The following is a 22,486-nucleotide window of genomic DNA, read 5'->3' on the forward strand; positions in this document are numbered from 1 at the left end:
CTTTTTAATCCACCCTATTTGGTTGGGTGTCGATGCAACTGGGCGTCTCGACCTATTCGTACTGGCATTTCCGCGGGCCAAAGCTGCCGCTTACAGAGTACCTGAAAGCCGCTCACGAGGACGGCTTTCACGGAGTTGAGGTGCTCGTAAACCACGTGGAATCGAGGGCGCGCAGCTACTTAAAGGAGATCCGGCGTCGCGCCTTCGAATTAGGCCTAGAAATCTATGCGGTAGCCTTGCACAACAACTTCGTCAAGCCCGACCCCAGCGAGCGGCAGAGGCAGGTTTCCTACGTACTGGAGTGGCTTGAAGTCGCGCACGAGCTTGGGGCCACTATTGTTAGGATCAACTCAGGGCGTTGGGGGACGATAAGCAGCTTTGACGAGCTAATGAAGGCAAGAGGGGTTGAACCCCCGATCGAAGGCTACACGGAGGACGATGCTATCGGTTGGGTGGTAGATTGCATCTATCAGTGCCTTGACAAGGCACAGGACCTTGGCATCATCCTCGGGCTCGAAAACCACTGGGGTTTAACCACGAGAGCTGAAACAATGCTGAAGATCGTTAAGAGAATCTCTTCGAGGTGGTTTGGAGTCATAATGGACACGGGCAACTTCATCTACGACACTTACAGGGAGCTCGAAATGATAGCCCCTTACACGGTCATGGTTCACGCGAAAACCTACTTCGGGGGCGGAGTGTGGTACACACTCGACCTTGATTACTCGAGGATCTTCGGAATCCTGAAGGAGGTCGGCTTCACTGGCTGGGTCTCCCTGGAGTACGAGGGTCGGGAAGAGGCGCGAACGGGGGTGCGGAAGAGCAGGGAACTTCTACTCAAGTTTTTGAAGTAGCTAGGTCTCGTCCCCACTCTCGCTGATACTCACCACTTCTTTTTTCACAGTTAGAAGGGGGCGCTCGGGTACGAGACCGCCAGGCCTCTTTATCAGGAGAACGATCAGTAGAGCCCCCAGAATCACGTAGGACGCGTAGTTCACGTCGAAGGGGATCGGCAGCAGGTGCTTAACGAAGATCATCGCTCGGTCTACCAGGAGGTAAATCCCGGCGCCCACGAGGGGACTGTAGGGGTTGCCGCGCCCACCCATAACCACCATAAGCACGACGATGAAAGTCCTCGAAACCGTGAAGTCGTCTGGGTTCACAGCACCCATGTAGAACGCGTATAGAACCCCGGCTACGGCAGCCATCGCGGATCCTATGGCGAGCACCCAAGCTCTCACCTTGGCGACATCCAACCCGTAGGCTTTAGCCGCTATCTCATCGTCGCGTATAGCCCGCAGTATCCTGCCCATAGGGGAGGTTGAGATTTTGAACGTGAGGAACCAGATGCCGAACCCCATCGCCAGAGATACGAGGAAGAGGACAAGCTCCCTCCAGGGGCTCCCTAGCCACGCGAATGGGTTAACGACACCGGCGCCGAAGGTCCCCCCGACTAGAGGTTCGTAATTGCGGGCTAGGACTCTAACGATCTCGCTGAACGCTATGAGCGTTATCGCCAAGTAGTCTTCCCTCAGCCTCAAAGCCGGGTAAGTGACAGCTGCACCCAGCAGCGCGGCTAGCGGAACCGCTACGGCGAATGGCAGCGCGAATATCACAAGACCGAGCAATGGGTGCGAAGCTATCCGCCTAGTGATCAGCGTGGCATAGAAATAGCTCGTTAGTTTAAACTCGCCCTCTAGCGCTAGCCCCAGCATCAGCGCGCCAACCCTGACAGAAAGCGCCCCAACGGCGAAGGCGCCGAGTGCTAGGAAAGCCGCCTTGGCGAAGGAGGGTAAGCCCAGCTCGCCGTACTCCAGCTCCATTGAGGACGCCAAGATTAGGTAGATCGAGTAGAGAGTCCCGAAGCTGACGAGGAAGCTTAGGATCTCCACCAGCCTTTCACCCCATTACTCCAGAGTATCGACAACCCCTTCGGTGAGAGCATCAGAGTAGCAACGATGGCGGCAAAGACTACGAGGGGCCTGTAAGCGGTGCTTATACCCAATGACGCTAGGAGGTAAGAAAAGAGCAGCTCGGAGAAGCCTATCAGGTACGCTCCTAAAACGCTACCCAGGAGACTACCCACTCCTCCGACTATGACGGATGCGAACATCGAGAGCAGCATCGACCACCCCGTATCGGGGTTCACGAGGAGACGAAACGGCAGGAAGACGCCTGCCGTGGCTGCTAAAGCCCCGGAGATAAACCAACCGATCGCGAAAACCCTTCTCACGTTAATGCCCAGCACCATGGCTAGCTGCTGGTTTTCGATAGCCGCTCTCATTGCGACGCCCAACTTCGTCCTGTAGAGGAGGAGGCACAGTGCCACGAGAAGCACTAGTGTGGTCAAAGATGATCCGATAAGCACGCCCGGGATGTTCACTCCACCTACCGAGAGCCTCGCGTCATTAAACATGAAGTCTCTGCCGTACACGTTGAAAGTCCGCTGCAAGAGATCAGCGTAGATGTGGAGGGAGTAGCGGATAACCATGTCGAGGGCTAGAGAAGCAACCATCAGCGTCACGGTACCCGCTCCAGCCCTTCTAAGGGGTTCAAAGACCAGGGCGAAGCTTAACAGGGCAACGAAGCCCCCCACCGCGAACGCCGCGGGTAGGCAGAGGTAGGGGGATAACCCCAGCGTGACGCTCAGCGTGTACGCGGTGTACACGCCCACCATCGCCAAGTCCCCATGGGCGAAGTTGGAAACCCGGCTAGTCAGAATCGTTAGGCATAGTCCGATTGATAGCAACGCTAGGAAATTGCTGTACACCATCGCACCGATGATCACATCTAGCATCTAGACACCCTCTCCAAACCTAGGTACGTTTTCACGAGCTCCCTATCTTCAAGCAGCTCGCCGGGGCTTCCCAGGAACTTTACTGTGCCCGAGACCATCAGGAGAGCCCTGTCGCAGACCTCGAGCGCAGCGAGCGCATTCTGCTCCACGAGCAGAACGGATACCCCAAGCTCATCCCTCAGGTTTGAGATCCGCGTGATCACCTGCCTAGCCAGTCTAGGCGCTAGCGCGGCAGTCGGCTCATCAAACATGATCAACATGGGATCTCGTAACAGGCACATTGCAAGAGCAACCATCTGCCTTTCCCCACCGCTCAATGTTTTTACTTTTCTGTTTAAAAGGGTTTTCAATTCTGGCAGTAAATCTAAAACTTCATTAAGTTTTCCATCTAAATTTTGACTTTTATCATATAAAGCTAGCATTATATTTTCCTTTACTGTTAAATTTTCGAATACATTACCAACCTGAGGTAAGTACGCTAAACCCATTAGTGATCTTTGGTGAGGAGGGATGCGGGTGATATCAACGCCTCTAAAGGTTATCGTCCCTGAAAAGATGGTACACAAACCGAAGATTGCTTTGAGTAGCGTACTCTTACCGCTGCCATTCGGGCCTACCACAGCTAGCAGTTCACGCTCCTTCACGTTCACTGAGACATCAGACAGAACCCTGATCTTGCCATATCCGGCGTGCAGCTCGCGAACCTCCAGCGGGTACAATCTTACTCACCCAGGTAAGCCTTCCTCACTTCAGCGTGCTCGAGCACTTCCTCCGGTCCCCCCTCTGCGATCACACGTCCGTTGTGCATGACATAAACGAAATCCGCGTGCTTCAATGCCAAGTCGAGCCTGTGCTCAACCATCAACACCGTAAGACCAAGCCTCCTTCGAAGCTCTGCAATACGGCCCATAATATCTATGGCTAGCGTGGGGTTCACGCCTGCAAGAGGCTCGTCCAGCAGTAGCAGCTTGGGTTCACCCATTAGAGCTCTAGCCAGCTCAAGAAGCTTCATCTGCCCACCGCTCAGGGAGGAAGCTGGCTTGTCCCAGGCCCGCTCAAGCGATAAGAGCTTGAGGACCTCAAACGCCTTATCTACGAGTCCCCGCTCGTTGCGTCCGAATGCAAGCTTGAAGAAACCGTCTACACCCCTGTGCGATGCTATCAGGATGTTCTCCAGAACGCTCAGGGAAGGGAAAAGGCGTGGTATCTGAAAGGTTGTTACGATGCCCAGCTCAAAACGCTTGTGAGGGGGTAGGCGTGTCACATCCCTACCTTCGAAGAGGATTCTTCCATCATCAGGCTCAAGAAGCCCGCCAGCAACCTGGATGAACGTGGTCTTGCCACTGCCATTAGGACCTATGAGCAGAGTTAACGTCTCTCTATCGACGGTTAGCGTCACGCCATCCAAGGCTCTAACCTGGCCGAACCTCTTTGAGATACTATTTGCGAGAAAAAGACCGTTCGGATTCATGGTACCTACCCCGTGCAGTTGCGTGTCTAACTTCCGGCAGGCTTCACAGCATCAGTATCGATGCTGTATACAGCTACGAGACGCCAGACGTAATCGTTACCCTCCTTTACTAGCTGGAAGATGCCGTAGTCACCCGCCTTCCTATCACCGTTTTCGTCAAAGCTGATCGTTCCAGTAACACCATAGTACCGGGTTGCAACCATCGGTAGAACTTGTGCCAACTTCTCCCCATCGTAGTCTCCCGTTAACATGATGGAAAGGGCGATCAGCCACACCGCATCATAGGAGTTCATGGAGTAGCTGTCGGGATCCTCGCCGTAGAGCTGGCGGAACCTTGCCTTGAAAGCCTCTTGAACCGGATTGGTCGAGGGAACGTACACCGTGGATGGTAGGCCTCCTAGCATGAACGCCTCGGGCCCTGCCTCGGAAGCCAGCTTACTGCTACGGGCGAGACCATCGGTTCCAAACCATTTAAGCTGCGAAAGGACGGGGTTACCTGCTGCCAGCTTGATTATCTGGATACCTTCTTCGAATGATACTAGAAGCACCGCAGTACCTGGACCCAGTTGCTGAGCAAGGGTGGCTGCACGGGATACTTCGGCTGAAAACTCCTTTGCGCCCACATCGTAAGCTACTTCCTCGACTTTACCTCCCAATGCCTCGAAGTTGGATTTAAAGCTCTCGAACAACCCTTTCCCCCAAGCATCATTCCTGTAAATGACAATCGCGTTTTTGAAACCTCTGGTATAGATGTACTTCGCCAAAGCCTTGCCCTGGTAGCTGTCGGGCGGAACTACCCTAAAGACGTAATCTCCCGGTATGGCGAGAGCCACAGCCGTTGACGATTGACTAACAACCAGAAGCTTGTTAGCATCCGCAAACGGCTTAACCTGGCTCACTTCCCTGCTCGACATCGGGCCAATGAAAGCTTTAACACCCTGGGCCGCGAGAGCCTCCATTCTGGATCTTGCAGCCTCAGGATCAGTACCGGTATCCTCGAATAGAACTTGAAAACGGAACCTACTACCCACCCCCTCGGCGAAACGATTCACGTCCTCGATGGCTAGCTGGATGGCGTTGCGGTTACGCGCTCCAAAAGAGGCTAGATCCCCGCTAAGGGGTAGTAGCGCCCCTATCTTAATCGTCGTTACTCCCTGTCCACCGCCTGCAGCTAGAGAACGGGAGAAGTAACCTGCCGCAAAGCCTGCCGCCAATGTTGCAATGAGTACAACAACGTAGATAATCCTACCTTTCTTCCATAGCGTCCTGCTACTTTCTGTCACAGAGGAACTGACTTTCAGTATTCCTTAAAAATCTTTTTCTTCTTTTGTTAAATTCGACTCACGCTTAAAGATTTTTTATATATAAACATCGACTAAACGTGTTATATATTTTGAAAGTATAGATGTGCATTTTAGTACATTGACGTATGAGCAGTTGCAGCTCTGCTACTAACCTGTACACCCTAGGTTGTTTACCAAGCTTCTTTCCGTGCCCTAAGTAGAACAACTTGACAGAGACAGCTTACTTAAAAGCGTGGCAAAAAATTGATTAGGAAATGGCTTTGGAGGTTTACTGTGGAAAAGATCGGTGTCGCTTTGGTTGGTGCTGGGTTTGCAGCTAAGTTTCACGTGAGAGGCTGGGTGGGCGTAAGGGGGGCAGATATAACGGCGGTTTACAGCAGGACTGAAGCTCGAGCTAGAGAGTTGGCCGCCTTGGCTGAACAGCTTGGCGTGGGGAAACCAAAAGTCTACACGGATATTTATGAGATGCTCGGCGATAAGAACGTCAACGCGGTCTGGATCCTTACACCCAACTACGCGAGGCTTGATGTTGTAAAGGCTGTGGCTGAGGAGGCGAGGCAGGGTAAGGGCAACCTCGTAGGTGTAGCTTGCGAGAAACCTCTCGCGCGTAACGTCCAAGAGGCGCGGGAAATGGTCAAGCTGGTTGAGAAAGCCGGGCTCCTACACGGCTACCTGGAGAACCAAGTTTTCATGCCCTCAGTCACGAGGGGGAAGGAGGTTGTCTGGAGGTTTGGTGCCAAGTACAGTGGTAGACCCTACCTGGCTAGAGCAGCGGAGGAGCACGGGGGACCCCACGCTCCATGGTTCTGGAAGCCCACTCAGTCGGGTGGGGGAGTGCTCCTCGACATGATGTGCCACAGCCTTGAAGCGGCAAGGTACATGCTCTGGGACCCCGAGCGGGGGAAGGATAGTATCAAGCCGAGGAAGGTTTGGGGCGATATTGCCTCGCTTAAGTGGACTAGGAAAGGCTACGTTGAGAGGCTGAAGCAGAGCTACGGTGTTGACTACTCCGTTGAACCTGCTGAAGACTACGCGACAGCCGTCGTCGTGTACGAGGATGAGGAGGGGAATGTGGCTTTAACCGAGACGCATACCTCCTGGTCATTCATAGGGGCGGGTTTAAGGCTCACCTTCGAAGTGCTCGGGCCTGAATACTCACTCTGGATCAACACGCTTCAGCCGGAGCTCTTCACCTTCTTCAGCAGACACGTGAAGATCCCGCCCAGCGAGGAGTTTGTTGAAAAACAGAACGCGGATCAAGGCTTAATGCCGGTGATCCCTGATGAGGCGGTCACGTACGGTTACCAGGCTGAGGATCGCTACATGGTGGAATGCTTCCTGAGGGGCGTGCAGCCGATCGAGAACTGGTACGACGGCCTCCTCATTATGCAGTTGATGATGCTCGCCTACCTTAGCGCTGAAAAGGGGCAGAAGCTCAGCTTCGACCCATCTCTCGTCGAGAACTACATACCTCCAGTGCAGAGGGGGGTCTGGAACCCAAGATCCCCGCTCCTCTGAATCTGGGATACCCCTGGATACGCAACAGTCTTTTTCTAAGCCCGACTTTAACCATGTGCGCGCGTGCTTAGCGTACAGCGTCAATGACCCCGCTGGCTCAGGCATTGCGAAGGCCATACTTACGTTAGTTGAGTTTGAGCCAACGAGGCTTCAGCTGGCTTCAGAAGCTTATAAAATCCCGCGCTTAAACGCCGTCATAGCTGGCTTCAACGAGGATGTCCTCTACTTCGAGTTTCTCGACGAAGTGTGCCCCGCGGACTTCTACCTGGTACTCTCGCGCCACTCGAGCGAAGCTGGCGTCAAGTCCTTCACCGTCCACCACCCCGGAAACCCGATGAGAACCGCCGTAGCGGGTGGTAAACCCCTGGAATTACCACCTTCCAATCCACTGCTGTCTAGGCGTCTCTTAGTCTCCCTAGCGAGGAGGGTGGGGAAGATGCCAGGTTTCGTTGTTTCATACGAGGTGACCCATCACGGCCCCTCCTCCCTGCGGAAGCCAGTAACGTTCGTGGAGATAGGCAGCAGTACGAGTGAGTGGGTTCTCCGCGAGGCTCACTCACTTGTGGCGGAGGCAGTATTGGATGCCCTGACCAGCCCGGAAGAGCTTTGCACCATAGCCGTTGGGGTTGGGGGCAACCATTACGCTCCGATTTTCACTAGGCGTGCGCTGGAGGGGCGTGAAGCCTACGGCCACATGATAGCTAGCTACGCTCTCAAGGATCTGGACGATCCCGAGCTCGTGCGGAGGGTCGTACGAGAAGCTTGCATAAAGAGTTCTGTACCAACGAACAAGTTAGTGGTGGAGAAGAAGCTCAAGCGGTCTTGGCGCGACGCTATTGAAGAAGTAGCTGCGGAACTCAACCTTCAGGTCGAGTACGTCTAGTCACCTTTTTTAAACAAGGTGTAGTGGGAGTATCGTGTACATTAAGGTGGACTTTGGGGAGAGGGGGGACGTGGTCATCTGGGTTGACAGCGATCTGAAGGGTTTACCCTTCGACAGCGTGGCACGGCGTTGGAAGCACGAGATCTACTTCGAGGTTCCGCTTGACGTGCAGGGAGAGGAGGAGGTGATTGCGGAAAGAGGCATGTTCGCCTATTGGAGGCAAGGCCGAGCACTCTGCATATTCCACGGCTTTAGTCAGCCTTACGCTCCCATTGTGAAGCTGGGATTCGTGGTTGGAAGCCCCGATGTTTTGTACGCTGTCGAGGACGGAACTCCAGTTCGTGTTAGCGAGCACGTGGACTACGGAAGGGAGGGCGAGATCGCTAGCGCTCTGAGAAGCAGGGGCTTAAAGGCAGCGTCCCATTCCTGGGAAGGCGAGGAGCGGGTGGGCGTTTTGGTTGAAGGCGCAGAAGCTCGTTTAGGGGTGGAAGTGTTCGTGGAGGATGGAGGGTTCTACGCCGAAACGCAGACGCTCGCCTTCTTCGACCAAAGCCCCTCCACGCTTGCCTTCTACCGGATGCTGAAGCGCGAGCTAGCACCCACCGGTATTAGACCCGATGTGAACGATGAGGGGTTCATGGTTCTGACCTGCTGCCCGAGCAGTATCGAAGAGCTGGCTAGGGATCTCAAGCGCCTGCTATCAGCCTACATCTATGCTGAAAAGGCGATGGAGACGTTCTACGCCGTGCGCAGACCGGCATGAATGATGGCCAACGGAAGCCTAGGTTTAGAGCTCTCGTCTAGGTCGATATAGCCAATCATTTTCGCTTCAAGTTCCACTTTTCCTTCCTCCCTAGCGATCGTGATCTTTTTAAGGAGGCTATATGGGTCGCTAGCGTCAATTAGCGCGTATCCCGTTAAACGGTCAAGCTTCGGCATGAGGAGGTACACCTGGCGGGCTCTCAGCAACGTGGACAACCATTCCTCAGAGGGGGCCTTAACTTCGGCGAAGAGAAGCGGTTTGACATGAACTTTCTCCGGGTGAAAGTCTACAAGGACCTGTAGGATTTTCCTAACGTGAACCCTGTAGTGGTAGGATAACCGGCTCTTGCTAACAGTGGGCGTGCTTTCTGTCACGTGGGCGAAAAGATCCTCGTAAAGATTGAGCAGGATCGCGCAGTCCTCGTAATCGGGTTTCAGTTTGGGTGCTCTCGGCAGAGTGGCACCCCGATTAGGCCGTAGATCGACTATATCGTACCACGGCGCTGCAGTGTAAATGTCAAGGAGCTCTTCTACCACCGCCCCTCGAAGCCTCATGTAGCCTATGGAAGCACTAAAGTCCTGGGGGATGAGGTAAACGCCCGCTTCGAGCGTACCTCCGCTGAAGCGGTAAATCCTGAAACGACAGGCTAGAAAACCGTTGTCAGGGAGTTGATGGCTGCAGAATGCGATAAAGACCCTTCCTAGCGAAGAAAGGAAGGGGTAGCCCCTCAGCCTAACCCCAGCGATCTTCAGCTTCCCTAACACTTCATAGACATACTGCTTCGATACGCCAGCAAGCTTAGCGGCTTCCGACACATCGCCTTTCGCTTCAACGAGCGCAGCTAGGATTCTCGTCTTGCTCTCCGTCAGCACCATCCCGAAAACCTCGACCCCGTGATTAACGTATCGCTTTTCCGCACACGAAACAGTTTAATACCGTAGATAAGCCCGCATCTTTATGAGCCAGGAGGAGATGTTCGACAAGTACGACAAGTTCGTGCTTGCCGGCATACAGCGAGAGTACTTCGGTAGCTTACTCTTCTCACGAGGGGCATTGACTCAGCACGAGTTTGTCGCTCGCATGATTGCTGAACTAACAGGCGCGCCCCAGGGGACGAGAGCTTACGAAGAGCTTGTCGCAAGGCTGGCGCAATCTGTAAAGAAACTAGCCGAGTGGGGGCTTCTGGATCTTAAGGAATACGAGGTTAAACTCACGGACTGGGGCCTTAGCGTTGCAGGCTCGATCAGCAGTGAAGAATACCAGAGGATAAAGGACGATCTGGCGAGGGCGGCTAGCCGCAGGAAATAGCTAGACCTCCAAGCTTACTCCATGGGCTTTTAGGAATTCTTTTAGCTCAAAACGCCTAGGCATTGCGGTTGTCGCCCCCCTCCTTGTGCACTTCATGGCAGCGACGGCGTTAGCCAGCAGTACAGCCTCCCTCAAGTCGCGCCCCTCAACCAGCCGGAAAGTTATGAAGCCGGCAGTCCAAGCGTCCCCAGCGCCCGTCGTGTCAACAACGTTGACTCTGAAGGCCTCTAACAGTACCTCCTCCCCCTCGCGCGAAACGACATAAGCACCCCTTGACCCCAACCTGACCGCTACATACTCCAAATTTGGTCTCTGCTCGAGAAGGAAGGAGGAGGCTCGCTTGTAGTCTTCTGTGCCCAGCAGAGGTAGCAGCTCATCAAAGCCGAGCGTGATCAGCGTCGCGTACTCGGCCGCTTTGAGAAATTCCCGCTTAGCTCGGTCGACTTCGCCTAACCATATATCGCTCCTGAAGTTGGGATCGAGGGATACGTGCGCTCCTCGCCCCCTCAGAACCTCCATTAGCCTAAGCACCGTTTCCGAGAGAGGGGGTTGAGAGAGGGCTACCCCCGACACGTGTAATACCTTGGCAGCCTTTACAGCCTCCCAATCGACGTCGCTCTCCTCAAGCAAGCAATCAGCCGTCCTAACCCAAGGTGCTCTGTAGAAGAAGAACTCCCGCTCTCCTTCTGGCTTGGCTATCACGAAGGCCAGGCTCGTACGAGCTTTTTTGACGGAGAGCCAACCCGTGAAAACCCCCTCCCCACTCAAGTACCTGATGAGCATCTCTCCGAAAGCATCGTCACCAACAGCCCCGATGAATGCCGTTGGAACACCGAGCTTAGATAGCCCGACAGCTACGTTGGCAGGTGCTCCACCAAAGTGCACCTCGAGAGTTAAGCCCTCCCTGTAGGCCCCAACCTCCGTTGGTATGAGATCGACGAGAATCTCCCCCGCACAAACAGCTACCGGTTCCACGGGGATGGAAAACTCCTTGGTAGTGTAATAAGCCTATTCAAAATCGGCGGTCGCGGCTTTGCGTAAGGTTGATATGTAGTACTTTCCAAAGATCTTTGGAAGGTGGTTCGATGGTCTCCGCGCCTTGGTACCGACCGGGTTTTTCCGATGCTGCAGCGCTGCTTTCAATGATGCTCGCGACGCTCGGTATACCGCGAAGTTGTGCCAGAGTACTGGCCGTTCTCTATCTTTCGGAGAAGCCCCTCACCAGCAGGGAGCTTGCGGAACTCACTGGCTACAGCAGATCGACGATATCGGCGGCCACTAGAATGCTTGCAAGCCGCAGGATGATACGTAAGCTGAGGCGGGGGAGGCACGACACGTACGTCGCGAACATCGGTTTATCCCAGTTGCTTCTCGAGGCCCAGATCAACCTGCTAGAGCACGTAGTGAAGAAGATCGGAGAGATCAGGTTGAAAATCAACTCGACACTAGGCAATAAGCTCGCCGCGGTCGAGCGCGAGTTGACTGACCTGATTTCAATATTCAAGGGTGAGTGAAGATATGAGGGGGGGTGAGACGCTCGAATTTGAAATTTCGGTAGAAGATGCGCCTATAGAGGCCGCACTTGAGAAACTGCTGAAGGCGAGCACCAATAGGAGAGTAGTTGTCAAAATCAGGGGTGGAGGAGATAGGATCTCCGTAATCGAGCGTTTGAGAGACCTTCTCTCCGCGAACATCAGTAGGACGGTGGTCATCTATGTCGAGTAAGACAACCCCCACTTTCGATATCCTCATCACATCGGACAGGACAATGATGACGAACCACCACGGTAGGGAGTTTCTCGGTTTCGTGGCAACAGGCCCCCCACTCGGGCTTCCAGAGAAGATGTGGATGTGGATGTGCGCGCCCAAGCCGAAGGTCGACGAAGTTGGTAGGCCTGTCGAAGCCCCGTACGGCCTGAGAAAAGTGGAGGCCGCTCTGCTGGACGCTGGGTTCAGCGCGGCGATCATTGATCCGGACCACTTGGCCAGACATCTACGGCATGCGAAGGTGCTGATGATAGGCCATCACGACTACTTCGCTCTCAACTCACCCAGCATCGAGTGGTGGCTCCTGACAGGCAAGGAGCCGGTCAATAGGAGGAGCTTCCTCAGGTTGATGAGAAGGCCGGAGATACGCGAGGCCAAGAAAAGAGGCCTCAAGATAATCGTGGGAGGGCCAGCGGCGTGGCAGTGGCTGTGGAATACGAACTTCTGGCGCGAATTCGGGATTGATACCGTCGTGGATGGCGAAGCCGAGAGAGTAATAGTCGAGCTGGCAGAGAAAGCCCTCGCTGATGAGGAGCTGCCTCTGTACGTTTACGTCGGTCCCCTCGATACCCCTAGCATCGACGAGATCCCCGAGATCAAGGGGGCGAGCGTCAACGGGCTTGTCGAAATAATGAGGGGATGCCCAAGAAATTGCAGCTTCTGCCCCGTCACTCTAAGGCCTCTGCGCTTCTACCCCCTCGATAAGATCGAGAGGGAAATGCAGGTAAACGCGAGGGCTGGCCTGAGAGGCTGCATTCTCCACTCCGAGGACGTGCTTCTATACGGCGCAAAGGGTTTAGAACCCAACCCTGACGCTCTGATCAAACTGCACATACTCGCCAAAAAGTACTTCAGGACGCTGGCCTGGAGCCACGTCACTCTCGCTGAGGTGAGGTATGCGCAGGAGAAGTACGGACTAATAACGAAGCTTACAGAGGTGGTCTTGGATGAAAATCAGGATTACCTGGGGGTACAGATCGGCCTTGAAACCGGTTCCGTGAGACTGGCGAAGAAGATCATGCCCGCTAAGGCGGCGCCGTACCCCGTCGAAGAGTGGCCGGAAACGGTGGAGAGAGCGATGGCGATCCTCCACGATCACAGAATCATCCCCGCTCTAACTTTGATACTCGGCTTACCCGACGAGACGGAGGAGGATTTAATTATGACGGCCGAACTGTTAGATAGGTTGAAGGGCTACCGCAGCCTCATTGTCCCGATGTTCTTCGTCCCCCTAGGCCAGCTTAAGAGTCGCAGCTGGTTCCTCAGAGAGCACATCAAGGATGAGCATATAGAAGTGATGAGGAGGTGTTTATGGCATTCCGTCAGATGGGCCGAAGATATTCTCTCCAGGTTCTACTTGAAGGGGCCACAGCACGCACCCCTGCGGCTGGCCTTAAAACTCTTTATATCCTACGTCAAGTGGAGAGGACGTCAAATCGAAAAGTGGTTAAGCGAAATTAGGTCCAAAGGTGTTGATGGGTCTCAAAGTAGCTCAACAACTAAAGTCGGGTAGACGCCGAGCGCGACCAACAGTAATGAGAATAGAAGCGATGCCGCTGTTGCGCAATGCCATTCCTCCTTTAACATAACCTTCGGCTTTCCGAAGAAAACCCTCTTGAAGAACCAGATGCTGCAAGCGGCGAATAGCACGAATGCCAGAGCGATGACCAGCATTAACACGATCCCCTCGGGGCCAGTGCCGATCGATGAAGCTACGCTAGCTAGAATCGTTACGTCGGCCCAGAACCCCACTGTAGGCGGCATTCCCGCGAGAGAGAGGGCTGCAATTAGAGCTCCCACAGCCGATCGGGGCGCTGACGAGGCTAAACCTCCCAGCTGGACCACCGATCTCGCTTCAAGCTCCTCTTCAAAGTACCCGAACGTGAAAAGGAGTGCGTTTTTCGCTAAAACATGCTCGAGTGAAAGAAAAGCTACACCCGCTAGACTGGATCTGCTGCAAGCGGCTGCTACGAGCAGAAGCCCACCTCCACCGATAGAGGTGTAGGCTAACAACTTCCTATAGTCTAGCTGAGCCAGCGCGATTAAACCACCGTAAATCGCCGTAAGAGTTCCCAGTACTACGAGAGGGGGGAACAGGCCCGACGCATCAAGAGCATGTGGCCATACGAGCAACAATCTCGCTACACTCCAACCTGCCACGCTCTCGGCAGCTACCATGATCCCAATCAGCGATGGAGGGGCGACCGAGTAGACGTCCGGCAGCCAGATGTGAAGAGGAAAGATGCACATCTTGACAAGGGGGGCGGCTAGGAGCAGCGCTAGTAGACCTGCAGCTTCTTGGGGTGCGGTGACCACAGAACTTAGTCGATCGAACCTGAAGGTGCCGAACCTATCGTACACCAACACCAGTCCGAGAAGAGTTACGAGGGCTCCAGCTTCCGTGAACAAAAGGTACTTGTTAGCAACCCCTCCAGCTCTGTGGCCGCCGGTCAACATGAGGAGCAACCACGTTGACAGGAGGTAAGCCTCGAATAGCAGGAAGAAGCTCGTTAGAGAGCCGGATAAGGGTGTCGCGAGCATTGCAGCCGAGGAAATCATGAGTAGAGCGTAGTAAAGTCTGGGGTCAACGCCCCTAGCCTTGCGTTGCATGAAGTACGGTGAGACCGCTGCCTGCGCAGCGCATATCACGGAGGCTAGTATGGCAAAGAGTAAATTGAAGCCGCTACCGTCGAGAATTATGAGGTCTAAAGCTGGCTCAACAGGGTACTCTTCAAGGGGCCGTTGATTAGTGGCTAAGAGCAGGAGAAAGAAGCTGAGGAGCAAGGCCCCCGTTGCGACGATTGCTGAAACTCTCCAGCTCTTAAACACCAGTACAAGTACTGTAGCAGCGAGGGGTGCCAGCAGGGCTAAGAGGAGCACCGATTCACCACCCCACCACAAGCAAAAGGAGCATCACTAAGAGTGCTAGAACCCACAGAACCTCCCTCACGTTGATAACACCCACCTGTACCCTAGCCACCTTACCAAGATCCTCCACGACGTAGCGAGCACCGAGCTTTATCACCCGGCTGTAGTAGTCCTCCAAAGCCATCATGCCCCCAGCTAAGGATAGGACGTAATCCGCTATGCGGTAGTAAAGAGCATTGATGTAGAGCCTCCTCCTCAGGACTTTCAAGGTTATGCCAGGTATACGCATGGTTACGCGCCAGCCGTAGACTAGGAAGCCTACGACAGCCCCAAGCGCTGCAGAGGCAAGCCCCAACACGCTGGCAAAGACCGCCTGTTCCTCAACTCTCCCCCCGACCAGCAGAATTTGTAAAACTCCCAGTAGCAGGCCCGTCAGCGCTAGCATTAAGCAGGGGTAGACTTCCAGGGCTGGATCAATGCTGTTCTCGCGTTCATCGCTCCCAGAAAGCAGGATTAGCATTCTAACAATGTAGAATGCCGTAACAGATGACGCTAGAAGGACGGAAGCGAGCAGAATGGGGCTTTGGATAAGGGACATTATCACTTGTTCCTTGCTCCAGTAACCGGCAAAGGGTGGGATTCCTAACAGGGACAGCGCGGATAAGAGCATCGCCGCGTAAACTAGTCTGTGTTTGCTGCTTGCACCGGAAAGATCCCTGTAGAATCTCGAGGCCTCTGCATGTATTATCACTCCAGCCGCAAGGAAGAGTGACGATTTGGAGAAGGCGTGACTGATCGCATGCATTACAGCCGCCGAAACTGCTCTCCCCCCGTAGTACCAGCTTGCTCCCAGAGCGGCCATCATGTACCCAAGCTGGCTAGCCGTGGAGTAAGCTAGCGTTTTCTTCAATTCACTTGTCGTAGCCGCCTGAAGCGAAGCTATCAGGGAAGTGATAGCTCCACTCCACATCACGAGGTAAAAGAACAGCCGAACATCCATAGTCGTACTCCAGGCTAGCGCAAGATGGGAAAATCGAGCTACAAGGTACACGCCCGCTTTCACCATTGTTGCTGCATGTATCAACGCGCTCACGCCGCTGGGCCCCGCCATCGCGTCTGGTAACCACTCAAGGAATGGAACCTGTGCACTCTTACCCATTGCTCCGATGGCCATCAGCAGTAGGGATAGGGACAGCACGCTTCCAGTAGCTGAAGGCACCCTAGAGCCAAGTTCTACAATTGATGACGTCCCGGTGGCCGTCACCAACATGATCGCGCCAACAATCATGAACGCATCGGCGAACCTCGTTACAAGGAAAGCCTTAAGCCCGCAGTGAGAGGGAGGGTACTCCTCTGGAGGTTCTCCAACCCACTGCGTTGAACGTAGAGTCTCGCTGTCATGGTACCAGTAGCTTATGAGGAGGAAGCTGCAGATGCTCACAATTTCCCAGCAGAAGAGGAGGAGCAAAACGTCTCCTGATAGCACTAAGAGCTCCATAGCACCCTCGAAGAGCAGGAGTAGCATCGAATACCTCGTAACTCCCGGGTCCCCACGCATGTAACTGATCGAGTACACAAAAACGGCCAGCGATACCCATGAAACGATGTTCATGAAGGTTAAGCTCAAACCATCTACTAGTACGCTTAAGCTGACGTTGCCAAGCCCAGGGACCCTCATCCACTCAATGGATAACGAACCAGCCAAGCCGGAAAACGCCAGAATACTGGTTAGAACTGCAACGGTGACGCCTGTAGCTACCATTAACGCGTCCCTGAGCCTACTATCCACCTTTGAAAGAAGCGGAGTTAAGATGGAAGCTAGTATGGGAAGGGCCCAGACCGCGTTAACGAGTGCGAGCACTGGAATTCACCCGATGATTCTTCTTACTGCCGCTTGCACCCCCTCGATGAGGGGGCTCGGGTAAATGCTCAGCGCAAGAATACCTGCAGCTATTGAGAGCTCGGCCGCTAGCATCGGTAGAGGGGCTTCGTGAAGAGAAGGGGCACGTTTACGGAAGATCCTGAAAGCAAGGTAAGCGTAGACGCCTATCGCTATGGCGTAGCTGACCATGTACACGGCGAGAGCCACCATTATTGCTGGATCGGATAGCTTGTAGGCTAAACCCGCAATTATGAATGTTTTACCGTAGTAGCTGACCATGGGGGGTATTCCGAGTAGATTTGCTAGTGCCACAAGCGAGGAGGCTCCAGTAAGGGGCATGCTGCGGCCAAAACCTTCCAGACTTGCCAGATGCCTACTCCCTGTTGCTTCAATAGCGTAACCCACGCTCATGAAGAGGAGGCTCTTGCTCAGCGCGTGCGCCACCATTTGGATAAAAGCACCTGTCGCAGCCACGAGAGCCAATTCCTGAGAGCCGAGAACGCTGGCTCTGTAACTTGTACCCAAGCCCAGCATTACGTAGCCCAAGTTAGCGATAGTCGAGTAGGCCAGTAGCCTCTTTACATCCAACTGGGCCAACGCAGCCGCACTACCAACTAGACCCGAAATTGCTCCAAGGGTTATCAAGACGTACCCCAGCTCGGACAATCGCGGCATGACGTTGAAGAGGATTTTGGCCAGCATAACCAGTGGAATATTAACGATAACCCCCGATAGCATCGAGCTGACAGGGCTTGGCGCTGCTGCGTGAGCATCAGGGAGCCACATGTGGAAGGGGACTATCGCTGCTGTTGTACCTAACCCAACGATGAACAGAAGGGATGCCGAAGCCACTACTAATCTTGGAGGCTGGTTCGTTCCGATAATCACGCTTATCTCGTCCAAGTTCGTTGTGCCGCAGAGACCGTAAATCATAGCCGTAGCGTAGAGAGTCGTAAGCGCTCCGAGCGTGCAGGCGACAAGGTACTTGAAAGCCGCTTCAACCGGCTCCCAGTACCACCATCTGTAACCCACAAGAGAATACGCAGAAGCAGCAGCCAGCTCCCAAAAGCAGAAAAAAGTGAAAAGATCGTTCGAGAACAGGGCTCCCGTGAGACCCGCCATCAGTAGTAGGTAAAGGGTGTAGTAAGCTGCCCTACGCTCCTCCCTAATGTAGGGTAACGAGTAGAGAGCAGCCGATAAACCGATTGCGGTGAAGATTAGAGCTAACGTGCGTGAAAGAGTATCGACTTTGAACTCGGAGGGAGGAAGTTCGCTACTAGATAACGGCTTATAGACCCCCTCCTGCAGGAAGGGTAGAGCAACTAGAACGACACCTAACCCAAGCACGGTGAAGATCCCCATGATGTTGTACCGTCGGATGCGCTCCTCGATCCTGTTGAAAATTACAGTTAGGAGGGCTACGAGAAAGTAAATCGCCAGGATCTCTTGGGGCCCCACGCTACCACCTCAACCTAGCGATCTTCGAAGAATCGAGGGTGCCGTAGTGCCTGTAGAGAACTACCACTAGGCTTAGTGCAAGGGCAAGCAGTGCCGCGCTCACCGCCATGTTTAATGCAACGTAGATTTGCGCCAGCGAATCCAAGCCGTTCTCCTTCATTCCCATCCCCAGGAAGTTTACGTTAACAGCGGTTGCTACTATCTCAAGCCCCATGACGATTTTTATCAGGTTACGCTTCGCTGCTATGCAGTACAAACCCACCGCCATCAGTGCCGCTGCGGTTACCGTGTAGGCGTTGATGACCGCCATCTCTCTCCCACCTCGGATAGCAGGTGTAGGAGGGCTACTACAACGGCAACGAGAAGCAGAAGCTGCGCGAACATGTCAGCCCACCTCGCCGTCCATAGAAGCGCAAGTGGTTGCTCCCTAGCTACAAACCACGCAGGCCTCAGCTCATGCTCTACCGCCAGCAAAATGAGCGCCACAGCAGTTGTGACGACGGCCATGGCGAGCGAGACGAGCCTACTCACCACTCTCACCTCCCGTGTGTAACACGGATAGCATTAGAGCAGTCATCGCTCCGCCGTAAACGCTTAGCTGAAAAACGGCCAGCAACCACGCCCCCGCTAGGTAATGGGCAATAGCCACCATCACGCTCATAGCTGCCAGCGCAAGCACTGCCCTCACAAGGTTCTTCGCTTCCACAGCAATAACGGCCGCTGCAACGCCCGCCGCTAACACCAACCAGATTACGCTCATTTCACCACCAGCTCAGATCTATTGGAAACCACTGGCGCTTGTTCACTGCTACCCTTAATTGCCTTTCGCGGGCAAACCTCAACGCAAAGGTAGCAGAAGGTGCACCTATCGATGTAAAACACCGGCCTCAATCCCCTTTCGTCCTTAACGGGTTCAATAGCCGCAGAGGGGCATGCTCTCCAGCAAAGCCCGCACCCGACACAGAGGTCCCTGACGAATATCAGCCTACCTCTGCTGGATTCGGGTAGCGTCCTTCTCTCGCTGGGGTACATGATAGTTGCTCTTCTCCTCAACAGGTTTTTCAACAGTTCAAGGGAGATCGCCATGCTAAGCCACCAGAGCTGCGATGACAAGGTATAGGAATGAAGCCGGTATTAGCACGCGCCATCCCACCCCTATGAACTGGTCAATCCTCAGCCTGCCGAAGGAGGCGCGGATTAGCGATAGGATAAAGACCACAAAGAGCTGTTTAATGAGGAAAGCCAGCGTTGCGACGGCTAGCTCGAGGCCCTGCAGTGGGATTCTGGGCCCACCCCCCATGAAGAGCGCCACAGCTAAACCTGTTAGTAGAACCAACTCTACATCCTTCGAGAGCCGGAAAAGGGCTAGCCTCCAGCCTGAGTACTCGACGAGCCACCCTGAAACAATTTCGGTCTCAGCCTCTGGGATATCGAAAGGTTGCCTATCAAGCTCCGCCTGCGCTGCCACGAGATACATGATGAAGCCTAGGGCGTGAATCCCGAGTAAGCGCGGCTGAGTCTGGGTAGCGATCTCGCTGATCCTAAAGCTCCCCGAAGAAGCTGCAACGCTGAGGCACGACAGCATCAGAGGTATCTCGAAGCCGAGGAGCATGAGCGCTGCTCGTGTGGCACCAATCAGCGAGAACCTGCTCGATGAAGATGCTCCCGCCGTGTAGATGACCAGTAGGTAAAGGGTGAGGAGGGCAAGCACGAGGATGACGTCTCCTTCTAGCGAGGCGAGTCCCGTGTAGCCCAGCAAGGGTACGAAAGCGGTCGCAGTGCAGATTATCGTGAAAGCCAGCAGGGGGGATAGCGTGAACATTAGCCTATCAGTACCCTCCGGCACTACGCTCTCCTTCGATAGGAGCTTAAGAACGTCTGCGAGGGGTTGGAGAATGCCGGCGGGGCCTGTGTAGTGTGGTCCTACCCTATTCTGGAACTTTGCTATCAGTTTTCTGTCAAACCACTCGAGGAGCAGTGCCAGCAGCAGGGTGTAGAGCAGGTACGCCAACGCTTGAACGAACCTTAAGAGAGGCTCTAGCACAATCACTCACCCCTAACGACTTCATCCATTCCGACCTCCTTGACGGAGCCTCGCTTCTCGTCGATGAGCAACACCCTAGCTGCGCAACAAATGCAAGGGTCTATGCTTGCGAAGATCACTGGAACATCGGCCACGTAGACCGGCCTATCTTTCCTCCCCGTCTTAAGCATTTCGACAAGGGCAGCCAAGTTGGCCAGGGTGGGAGTTCTGACCTTGTACCTGACCGGTTTCTCCGAACCATCGGATCTAACGTAGTGGATTAGCTCGCCCCTCGGAGCCTCAACGCGCGCCACACTCTCCCCGGGGGGTGGCTTAATCAAGAGGGGGACTTTCGCCCTGACGTCGCCCTCCGGTAGCCGCTCGAGAGCGTAGCGAATCATTTCAATCGACTCCAGCACTTCATCGATTCTCACCATGGCTCTCCCCCAGACGTCGCAAGTATCGTAGACTACCACGTTGAACGGCACTTCGTCGTGAATTAGATAGGGGTCGCACTCTCTAACGTCGTACGGCACACCTGAAGCCCTGGCCACAGGTCCCACCGCGGAAAGTTCAACGGCTTTACTGCTGCTCAGGTATCCCACATCCTCTGTTCTAGCCCTTAGGATGGCGTCCTCTTCGAGCAACCGCTTGTACTCGAGGACTCGCTTCCTTAATCCATCCAGTGTACTAATTATTTTTTGGGCTAAAGCTGCGTCAACATTTCTCCTCACTCCGCCTATCACGTTGTAGCTGGTGATGACCCTTCCTCCTGTGATCTCTTCAATCAGATCTAATACAAGCTCCCTATCGCGTTGAACCAGCATGAAAAGAGAGTCAAACCCTATAACGTGTGCCAAGAGGCTTAGCCACAGCATATGCGAGTGCATCCTGGCTAATTCCTCCACCACTAAGCGCAGGTACAAAGCCCTTCGTGGAACCTCCACTCCAGCCAATCGCTCAACATTTATCGCGTAGCATGTGGTGTGGGCAACGTTACAGATCCCGCAGATCCTTTCGGCCAGGAATAGCCCCTGTACGTACGTTTTAGTTTCCAGCACTTTCTCTATGCCTCGATGGACGAAGCTAACGTCGACATCGGCGTCTACAACCTCTTCGCCCTCGACCTTGAGTTTTAATTGCACAGCCTCAGGATGCACGGGGTGCTGGGGTCCTATTGGCAGGTAAATGCTCAACAACCTCACCCTCTTTCGCTTCCTTGCCTGTAGTCCTTCCGAAGTGGGTATACTCCAGGCGGCCAACTCTCAGGGAGAAAGGTTCGCTCCAGCTTAGGATGACCCTCAAAGTGTATACCAAGCATCTCCCAGGCCTCACGCTCGTAGAAGAACGCTGCCGGGTACACGTCTACTATGCTTGCGATTCTTGCGTCATCCTTAGGTACGAGAGCCTTAACCGCCACAGATACCCTTCTACCCACATGCGCTATAACCTCAAACCTGTCGCCCGCGTCAACGCCGGTAACAGCGGACAGGAAGTCGAAACCCATCTCTTTTAGAGCAACAATCGCCGTGCGGTAATGCTCTCGATCAACCGTAACGAACACCCTGCGTTTGCCTGCTATACGGGCATCGAGCAGCGCTTCCCCTAACGCTTCCTTCAACCTTTGCAGCACTTCTTCCTCGCTTACCGGCTCCTCGATCCCGCTCAACCTAGCTCACCCCGTTCTATCTTCTCCGCTAAAACTCTCAGAGCATCTAGCACAGCCTCCGGCCTCACGGGGCATCCAGGCACGTAGGCGTGAACCGGAAGAACCTCGCTCAACCCTCTATGAACGCTGTAGCTTCCCACGTAGATCCCCCCGCTCGATGCGCACGAGCCGACCGCCACCACAAACTTTGGCCTCGCCATCTGCTCGTATATTCTGCGCAGTCTGCTCTCAACCTGGCGAGTTACGGCTCCTGTCACCAACAGCACATCAGCGTGCCTTGGGCTTCCTTTCAGTAGAACCCCGAAGCGCTCTGCATCGAAGCGGGGGTTTAGAGCTGCTAGGACCTCAAGGTCGCACGCGTTGCAAGCTCCTGTGTTGAATAGCAGCACCCACAGGCTTCTCGAGCGCGCCCACCTAGCCAGCCTGCTTAGCATCCCAGCCCACCGTTGATAGTAGAACAATGACGAGCGTGAGACAGTACGTGAGAACCGCGTACTGCAGCGTGGCGTTCCTGAGTGAGGGCGCCGCCGAAAAGGCGAAAGCCAGCAGCATGGCGACCACGTCCGTCACAGTGAATAAACACACGTACTTGTAGAACACCACTGTGAAGGGGACTCTCTCAGGCGGTAAATCTTCGCCGCAGGCGTAGGGCGCTCTACCCCCCTCACCCCCTCGCGACTGTGGGGCGAGCAGTCTGTGTACGGCGTAGAACGTTGCTAGCACGGCAAGTGTGCTGATGAGTAGGTACGCTATCTCTTCCACGCGCGGCTCTGCG

27 protein-coding genes are annotated in these 22,486 nt (G+C 54.4%); 8 read left to right on the forward strand and 19 right to left on the reverse strand.

The window, feature by feature from the left end; translation table 11 throughout:
• Positions 1 to 32: 32 nt before the first annotated feature.
• Positions 33 to 854 carry a sugar phosphate isomerase/epimerase family protein gene (locus QXF46_01635; GenBank protein MEM0225558.1) on the forward strand — a complete coding sequence of 274 codons (822 nt, stop codon included), beginning with the start codon at positions 33 to 35 and terminating at the stop codon, positions 852 to 854.
• On the opposite strand, the gene QXF46_01640 is transcribed toward QXF46_01635, so the two are convergent.
• The 5 genes from QXF46_01640 to QXF46_01660 form a co-directional block, all read right to left on the reverse strand.
• Positions 855 to 1,892, reverse strand: coding sequence for a branched-chain amino acid ABC transporter permease (locus tag QXF46_01640; protein MEM0225559.1), 1,038 nt, complete (start codon positions 1,890 to 1,892; stop codon positions 855 to 857). It lies immediately after the preceding gene.
• On the reverse strand, positions 1,880 to 2,797 hold the full coding sequence (locus QXF46_01645; GenBank protein MEM0225560.1) for a branched-chain amino acid ABC transporter permease: 918 nt from the start codon (positions 2,795 to 2,797) through the stop codon (positions 1,880 to 1,882). The genes QXF46_01640 and QXF46_01645 overlap by 13 nt, the downstream gene beginning before the upstream one ends.
• On the reverse strand, positions 2,791 to 3,516 hold the full coding sequence (locus QXF46_01650; protein ID MEM0225561.1) for an ABC transporter ATP-binding protein: 726 nt from the start codon (positions 3,514 to 3,516) through the stop codon (positions 2,791 to 2,793). The genes QXF46_01645 and QXF46_01650 overlap by 7 nt, the downstream gene beginning before the upstream one ends.
• 2 nt (positions 3,517 to 3,518) lie before the next feature.
• Positions 3,519 to 4,196, reverse strand: a complete 678-nt coding sequence (locus QXF46_01655) for an ABC transporter ATP-binding protein (protein ID MEM0225562.1) — start codon at positions 4,194 to 4,196, stop codon at positions 3,519 to 3,521.
• Positions 4,197 to 4,294: 98 nt separating this feature from the next.
• The gene (locus tag QXF46_01660; protein MEM0225563.1) at positions 4,295 to 5,551 is read right to left on the reverse strand and encodes an ABC transporter substrate-binding protein; all 1,257 of its coding nucleotides are present in this window, start codon (positions 5,549 to 5,551) and stop codon (positions 4,295 to 4,297) included.
• A 294-nt stretch (positions 5,552 to 5,845) separates the two neighbouring features.
• Here QXF46_01660 and QXF46_01665 point away from each other — a divergent pair, with 294 nt between their 5' ends.
• Genes QXF46_01665 through QXF46_01675 form a run of 3 tightly spaced genes read left to right on the forward strand, consistent with a single transcriptional unit; the run spans position 5,846 to position 8,736 of the window.
• A complete protein-coding gene (locus QXF46_01665) occupies positions 5,846 to 7,090 on the forward strand; it encodes a Gfo/Idh/MocA family oxidoreductase (protein ID MEM0225564.1) in 1,245 nt (414 codons plus the stop codon).
• Between the two features lie 55 nt (positions 7,091 to 7,145).
• Positions 7,146 to 7,973, forward strand: coding sequence for a D-aminoacyl-tRNA deacylase (locus QXF46_01670; protein MEM0225565.1), 828 nt, complete (start codon positions 7,146 to 7,148; stop codon positions 7,971 to 7,973).
• Positions 7,974 to 8,007: 34 nt separating this feature from the next.
• The gene (locus QXF46_01675; protein ID MEM0225566.1) at positions 8,008 to 8,736 is read left to right on the forward strand and encodes a cyclophilin-like family protein; all 729 of its coding nucleotides are present in this window, start codon (positions 8,008 to 8,010) and stop codon (positions 8,734 to 8,736) included.
• Here QXF46_01675 and QXF46_01680 read toward each other — a convergent pair.
• Positions 8,712 to 9,611 (reverse strand): hypothetical protein, encoded by a 900-nt coding sequence (locus QXF46_01680; GenBank protein MEM0225567.1) that lies wholly within the window; start codon positions 9,609 to 9,611, stop codon positions 8,712 to 8,714. The genes QXF46_01675 and QXF46_01680 overlap by 25 nt on opposite strands.
• 82 nt (positions 9,612 to 9,693) lie before the next feature.
• Between QXF46_01680 and QXF46_01685 the strand changes: the two genes are divergently transcribed.
• Positions 9,694 to 10,044, forward strand: coding sequence for a hypothetical protein (locus QXF46_01685; protein ID MEM0225568.1), 351 nt, complete (start codon positions 9,694 to 9,696; stop codon positions 10,042 to 10,044).
• Here QXF46_01685 and QXF46_01690 read toward each other — a convergent pair whose 3' ends face one another.
• Positions 10,045 to 11,019 (reverse strand): sugar kinase, encoded by a 975-nt coding sequence (locus QXF46_01690; GenBank protein ID MEM0225569.1) that lies wholly within the window; start codon positions 11,017 to 11,019, stop codon positions 10,045 to 10,047.
• 110 nt (positions 11,020 to 11,129) lie between these two features.
• On the opposite strand from QXF46_01690, the gene QXF46_01695 reads away from it, so the two are divergent.
• Genes QXF46_01695 through QXF46_01705 form a run of 3 tightly spaced genes read left to right on the forward strand, consistent with a single transcriptional unit; the run spans position 11,130 to position 13,324 of the window.
• Entirely contained in the window at positions 11,130 to 11,558 is a 429-nt protein-coding gene (locus QXF46_01695) for a MarR family transcriptional regulator (protein ID MEM0225570.1), read from the forward strand.
• A 4-nt stretch (positions 11,559 to 11,562) separates the two neighbouring features.
• Positions 11,563 to 11,769: a hypothetical protein gene (locus QXF46_01700; protein MEM0225571.1), complete on the forward strand. Its 207-nt coding sequence runs from the start codon at positions 11,563 to 11,565 to the stop codon at positions 11,767 to 11,769.
• Positions 11,759 to 13,324: a radical SAM protein gene (locus QXF46_01705; protein ID MEM0225572.1), complete on the forward strand. Its 1,566-nt coding sequence runs from the start codon at positions 11,759 to 11,761 to the stop codon at positions 13,322 to 13,324. The genes QXF46_01700 and QXF46_01705 overlap by 11 nt, the downstream gene beginning before the upstream one ends.
• Here QXF46_01705 and QXF46_01710 read toward each other — a convergent pair.
• From QXF46_01710 to ndhC, 12 genes are read right to left on the reverse strand one after another with little or no spacing between them, the layout of a single operon-like run.
• Positions 13,294 to 14,691, reverse strand: coding sequence for a complex I subunit 5 family protein (locus QXF46_01710; protein MEM0225573.1), 1,398 nt, complete (start codon positions 14,689 to 14,691; stop codon positions 13,294 to 13,296). The two genes, QXF46_01705 and QXF46_01710, sit on opposite strands and share 31 nt — an antisense overlap.
• A 4-nt stretch (positions 14,692 to 14,695) precedes the next feature.
• Positions 14,696 to 16,540: an NADH-quinone oxidoreductase subunit L gene (locus QXF46_01715; GenBank protein MEM0225574.1), complete on the reverse strand. Its 1,845-nt coding sequence runs from the start codon at positions 16,538 to 16,540 to the stop codon at positions 14,696 to 14,698.
• A 6-nt stretch (positions 16,541 to 16,546) separates the two neighbouring features.
• On the reverse strand, positions 16,547 to 18,019 hold the full coding sequence (locus QXF46_01720; GenBank protein MEM0225575.1) for a proton-conducting transporter membrane subunit: 1,473 nt from the start codon (positions 18,017 to 18,019) through the stop codon (positions 16,547 to 16,549).
• 1 nt (position 18,020) lies between these two features.
• Complete coding sequence (locus tag QXF46_01725; protein ID MEM0225576.1) at positions 18,021 to 18,329, reverse strand: NADH-quinone oxidoreductase subunit K; 309 nt, start codon at positions 18,327 to 18,329, stop codon at positions 18,021 to 18,023.
• A complete protein-coding gene (locus tag QXF46_01730) occupies positions 18,302 to 18,550 on the reverse strand; it encodes a hypothetical protein (GenBank protein ID MEM0225577.1) in 249 nt (82 codons plus the stop codon). Before QXF46_01730 ends, QXF46_01725 begins: the two co-directional genes overlap by 28 nt.
• Positions 18,543 to 18,779 carry a hypothetical protein gene (locus QXF46_01735; protein ID MEM0225578.1) on the reverse strand — a complete coding sequence of 79 codons (237 nt, stop codon included), beginning with the start codon at positions 18,777 to 18,779 and terminating at the stop codon, positions 18,543 to 18,545. The genes QXF46_01730 and QXF46_01735 overlap by 8 nt, the downstream gene beginning before the upstream one ends.
• Positions 18,776 to 19,105: a 4Fe-4S binding protein gene (locus QXF46_01740; protein ID MEM0225579.1), complete on the reverse strand. Its 330-nt coding sequence runs from the start codon at positions 19,103 to 19,105 to the stop codon at positions 18,776 to 18,778. The genes QXF46_01735 and QXF46_01740 overlap by 4 nt, the downstream gene beginning before the upstream one ends.
• Position 19,106: 1 nt before the next feature.
• Complete coding sequence (locus QXF46_01745; GenBank protein ID MEM0225580.1) at positions 19,107 to 20,063, reverse strand: complex I subunit 1 family protein; 957 nt, start codon at positions 20,061 to 20,063, stop codon at positions 19,107 to 19,109.
• 2 nt (positions 20,064 to 20,065) lie between these two features.
• Positions 20,066 to 21,238, reverse strand: a complete 1,173-nt coding sequence (locus tag QXF46_01750) for a nickel-dependent hydrogenase large subunit (protein ID MEM0225581.1) — start codon at positions 21,236 to 21,238, stop codon at positions 20,066 to 20,068.
• Between the two features lie 5 nt (positions 21,239 to 21,243).
• Positions 21,244 to 21,711 carry an NADH-quinone oxidoreductase subunit C gene (locus QXF46_01755; GenBank protein MEM0225582.1) on the reverse strand — a complete coding sequence of 156 codons (468 nt, stop codon included), beginning with the start codon at positions 21,709 to 21,711 and terminating at the stop codon, positions 21,244 to 21,246.
• Positions 21,708 to 22,145: an NADH-quinone oxidoreductase subunit B family protein gene (locus QXF46_01760; protein ID MEM0225583.1), complete on the reverse strand. Its 438-nt coding sequence runs from the start codon at positions 22,143 to 22,145 to the stop codon at positions 21,708 to 21,710. The genes QXF46_01755 and QXF46_01760 overlap by 4 nt, the downstream gene beginning before the upstream one ends.
• Positions 22,126 to 22,473 carry an NADH-quinone oxidoreductase subunit A gene (gene ndhC / locus QXF46_01765; protein MEM0225584.1) on the reverse strand — a complete coding sequence of 116 codons (348 nt, stop codon included), beginning with the start codon at positions 22,471 to 22,473 and terminating at the stop codon, positions 22,126 to 22,128. Before ndhC ends, QXF46_01760 begins: the two co-directional genes overlap by 20 nt.
• Between the last annotated feature and the right edge of the window lie 13 nt (positions 22,474 to 22,486).

This window comes from Thermofilaceae archaeon (genome assembly GCA_038731975.1).
In the GTDB taxonomy this organism is placed as follows: domain Archaea; phylum Thermoproteota; class Thermoprotei; order Thermofilales; family Thermofilaceae; genus JANXEW01.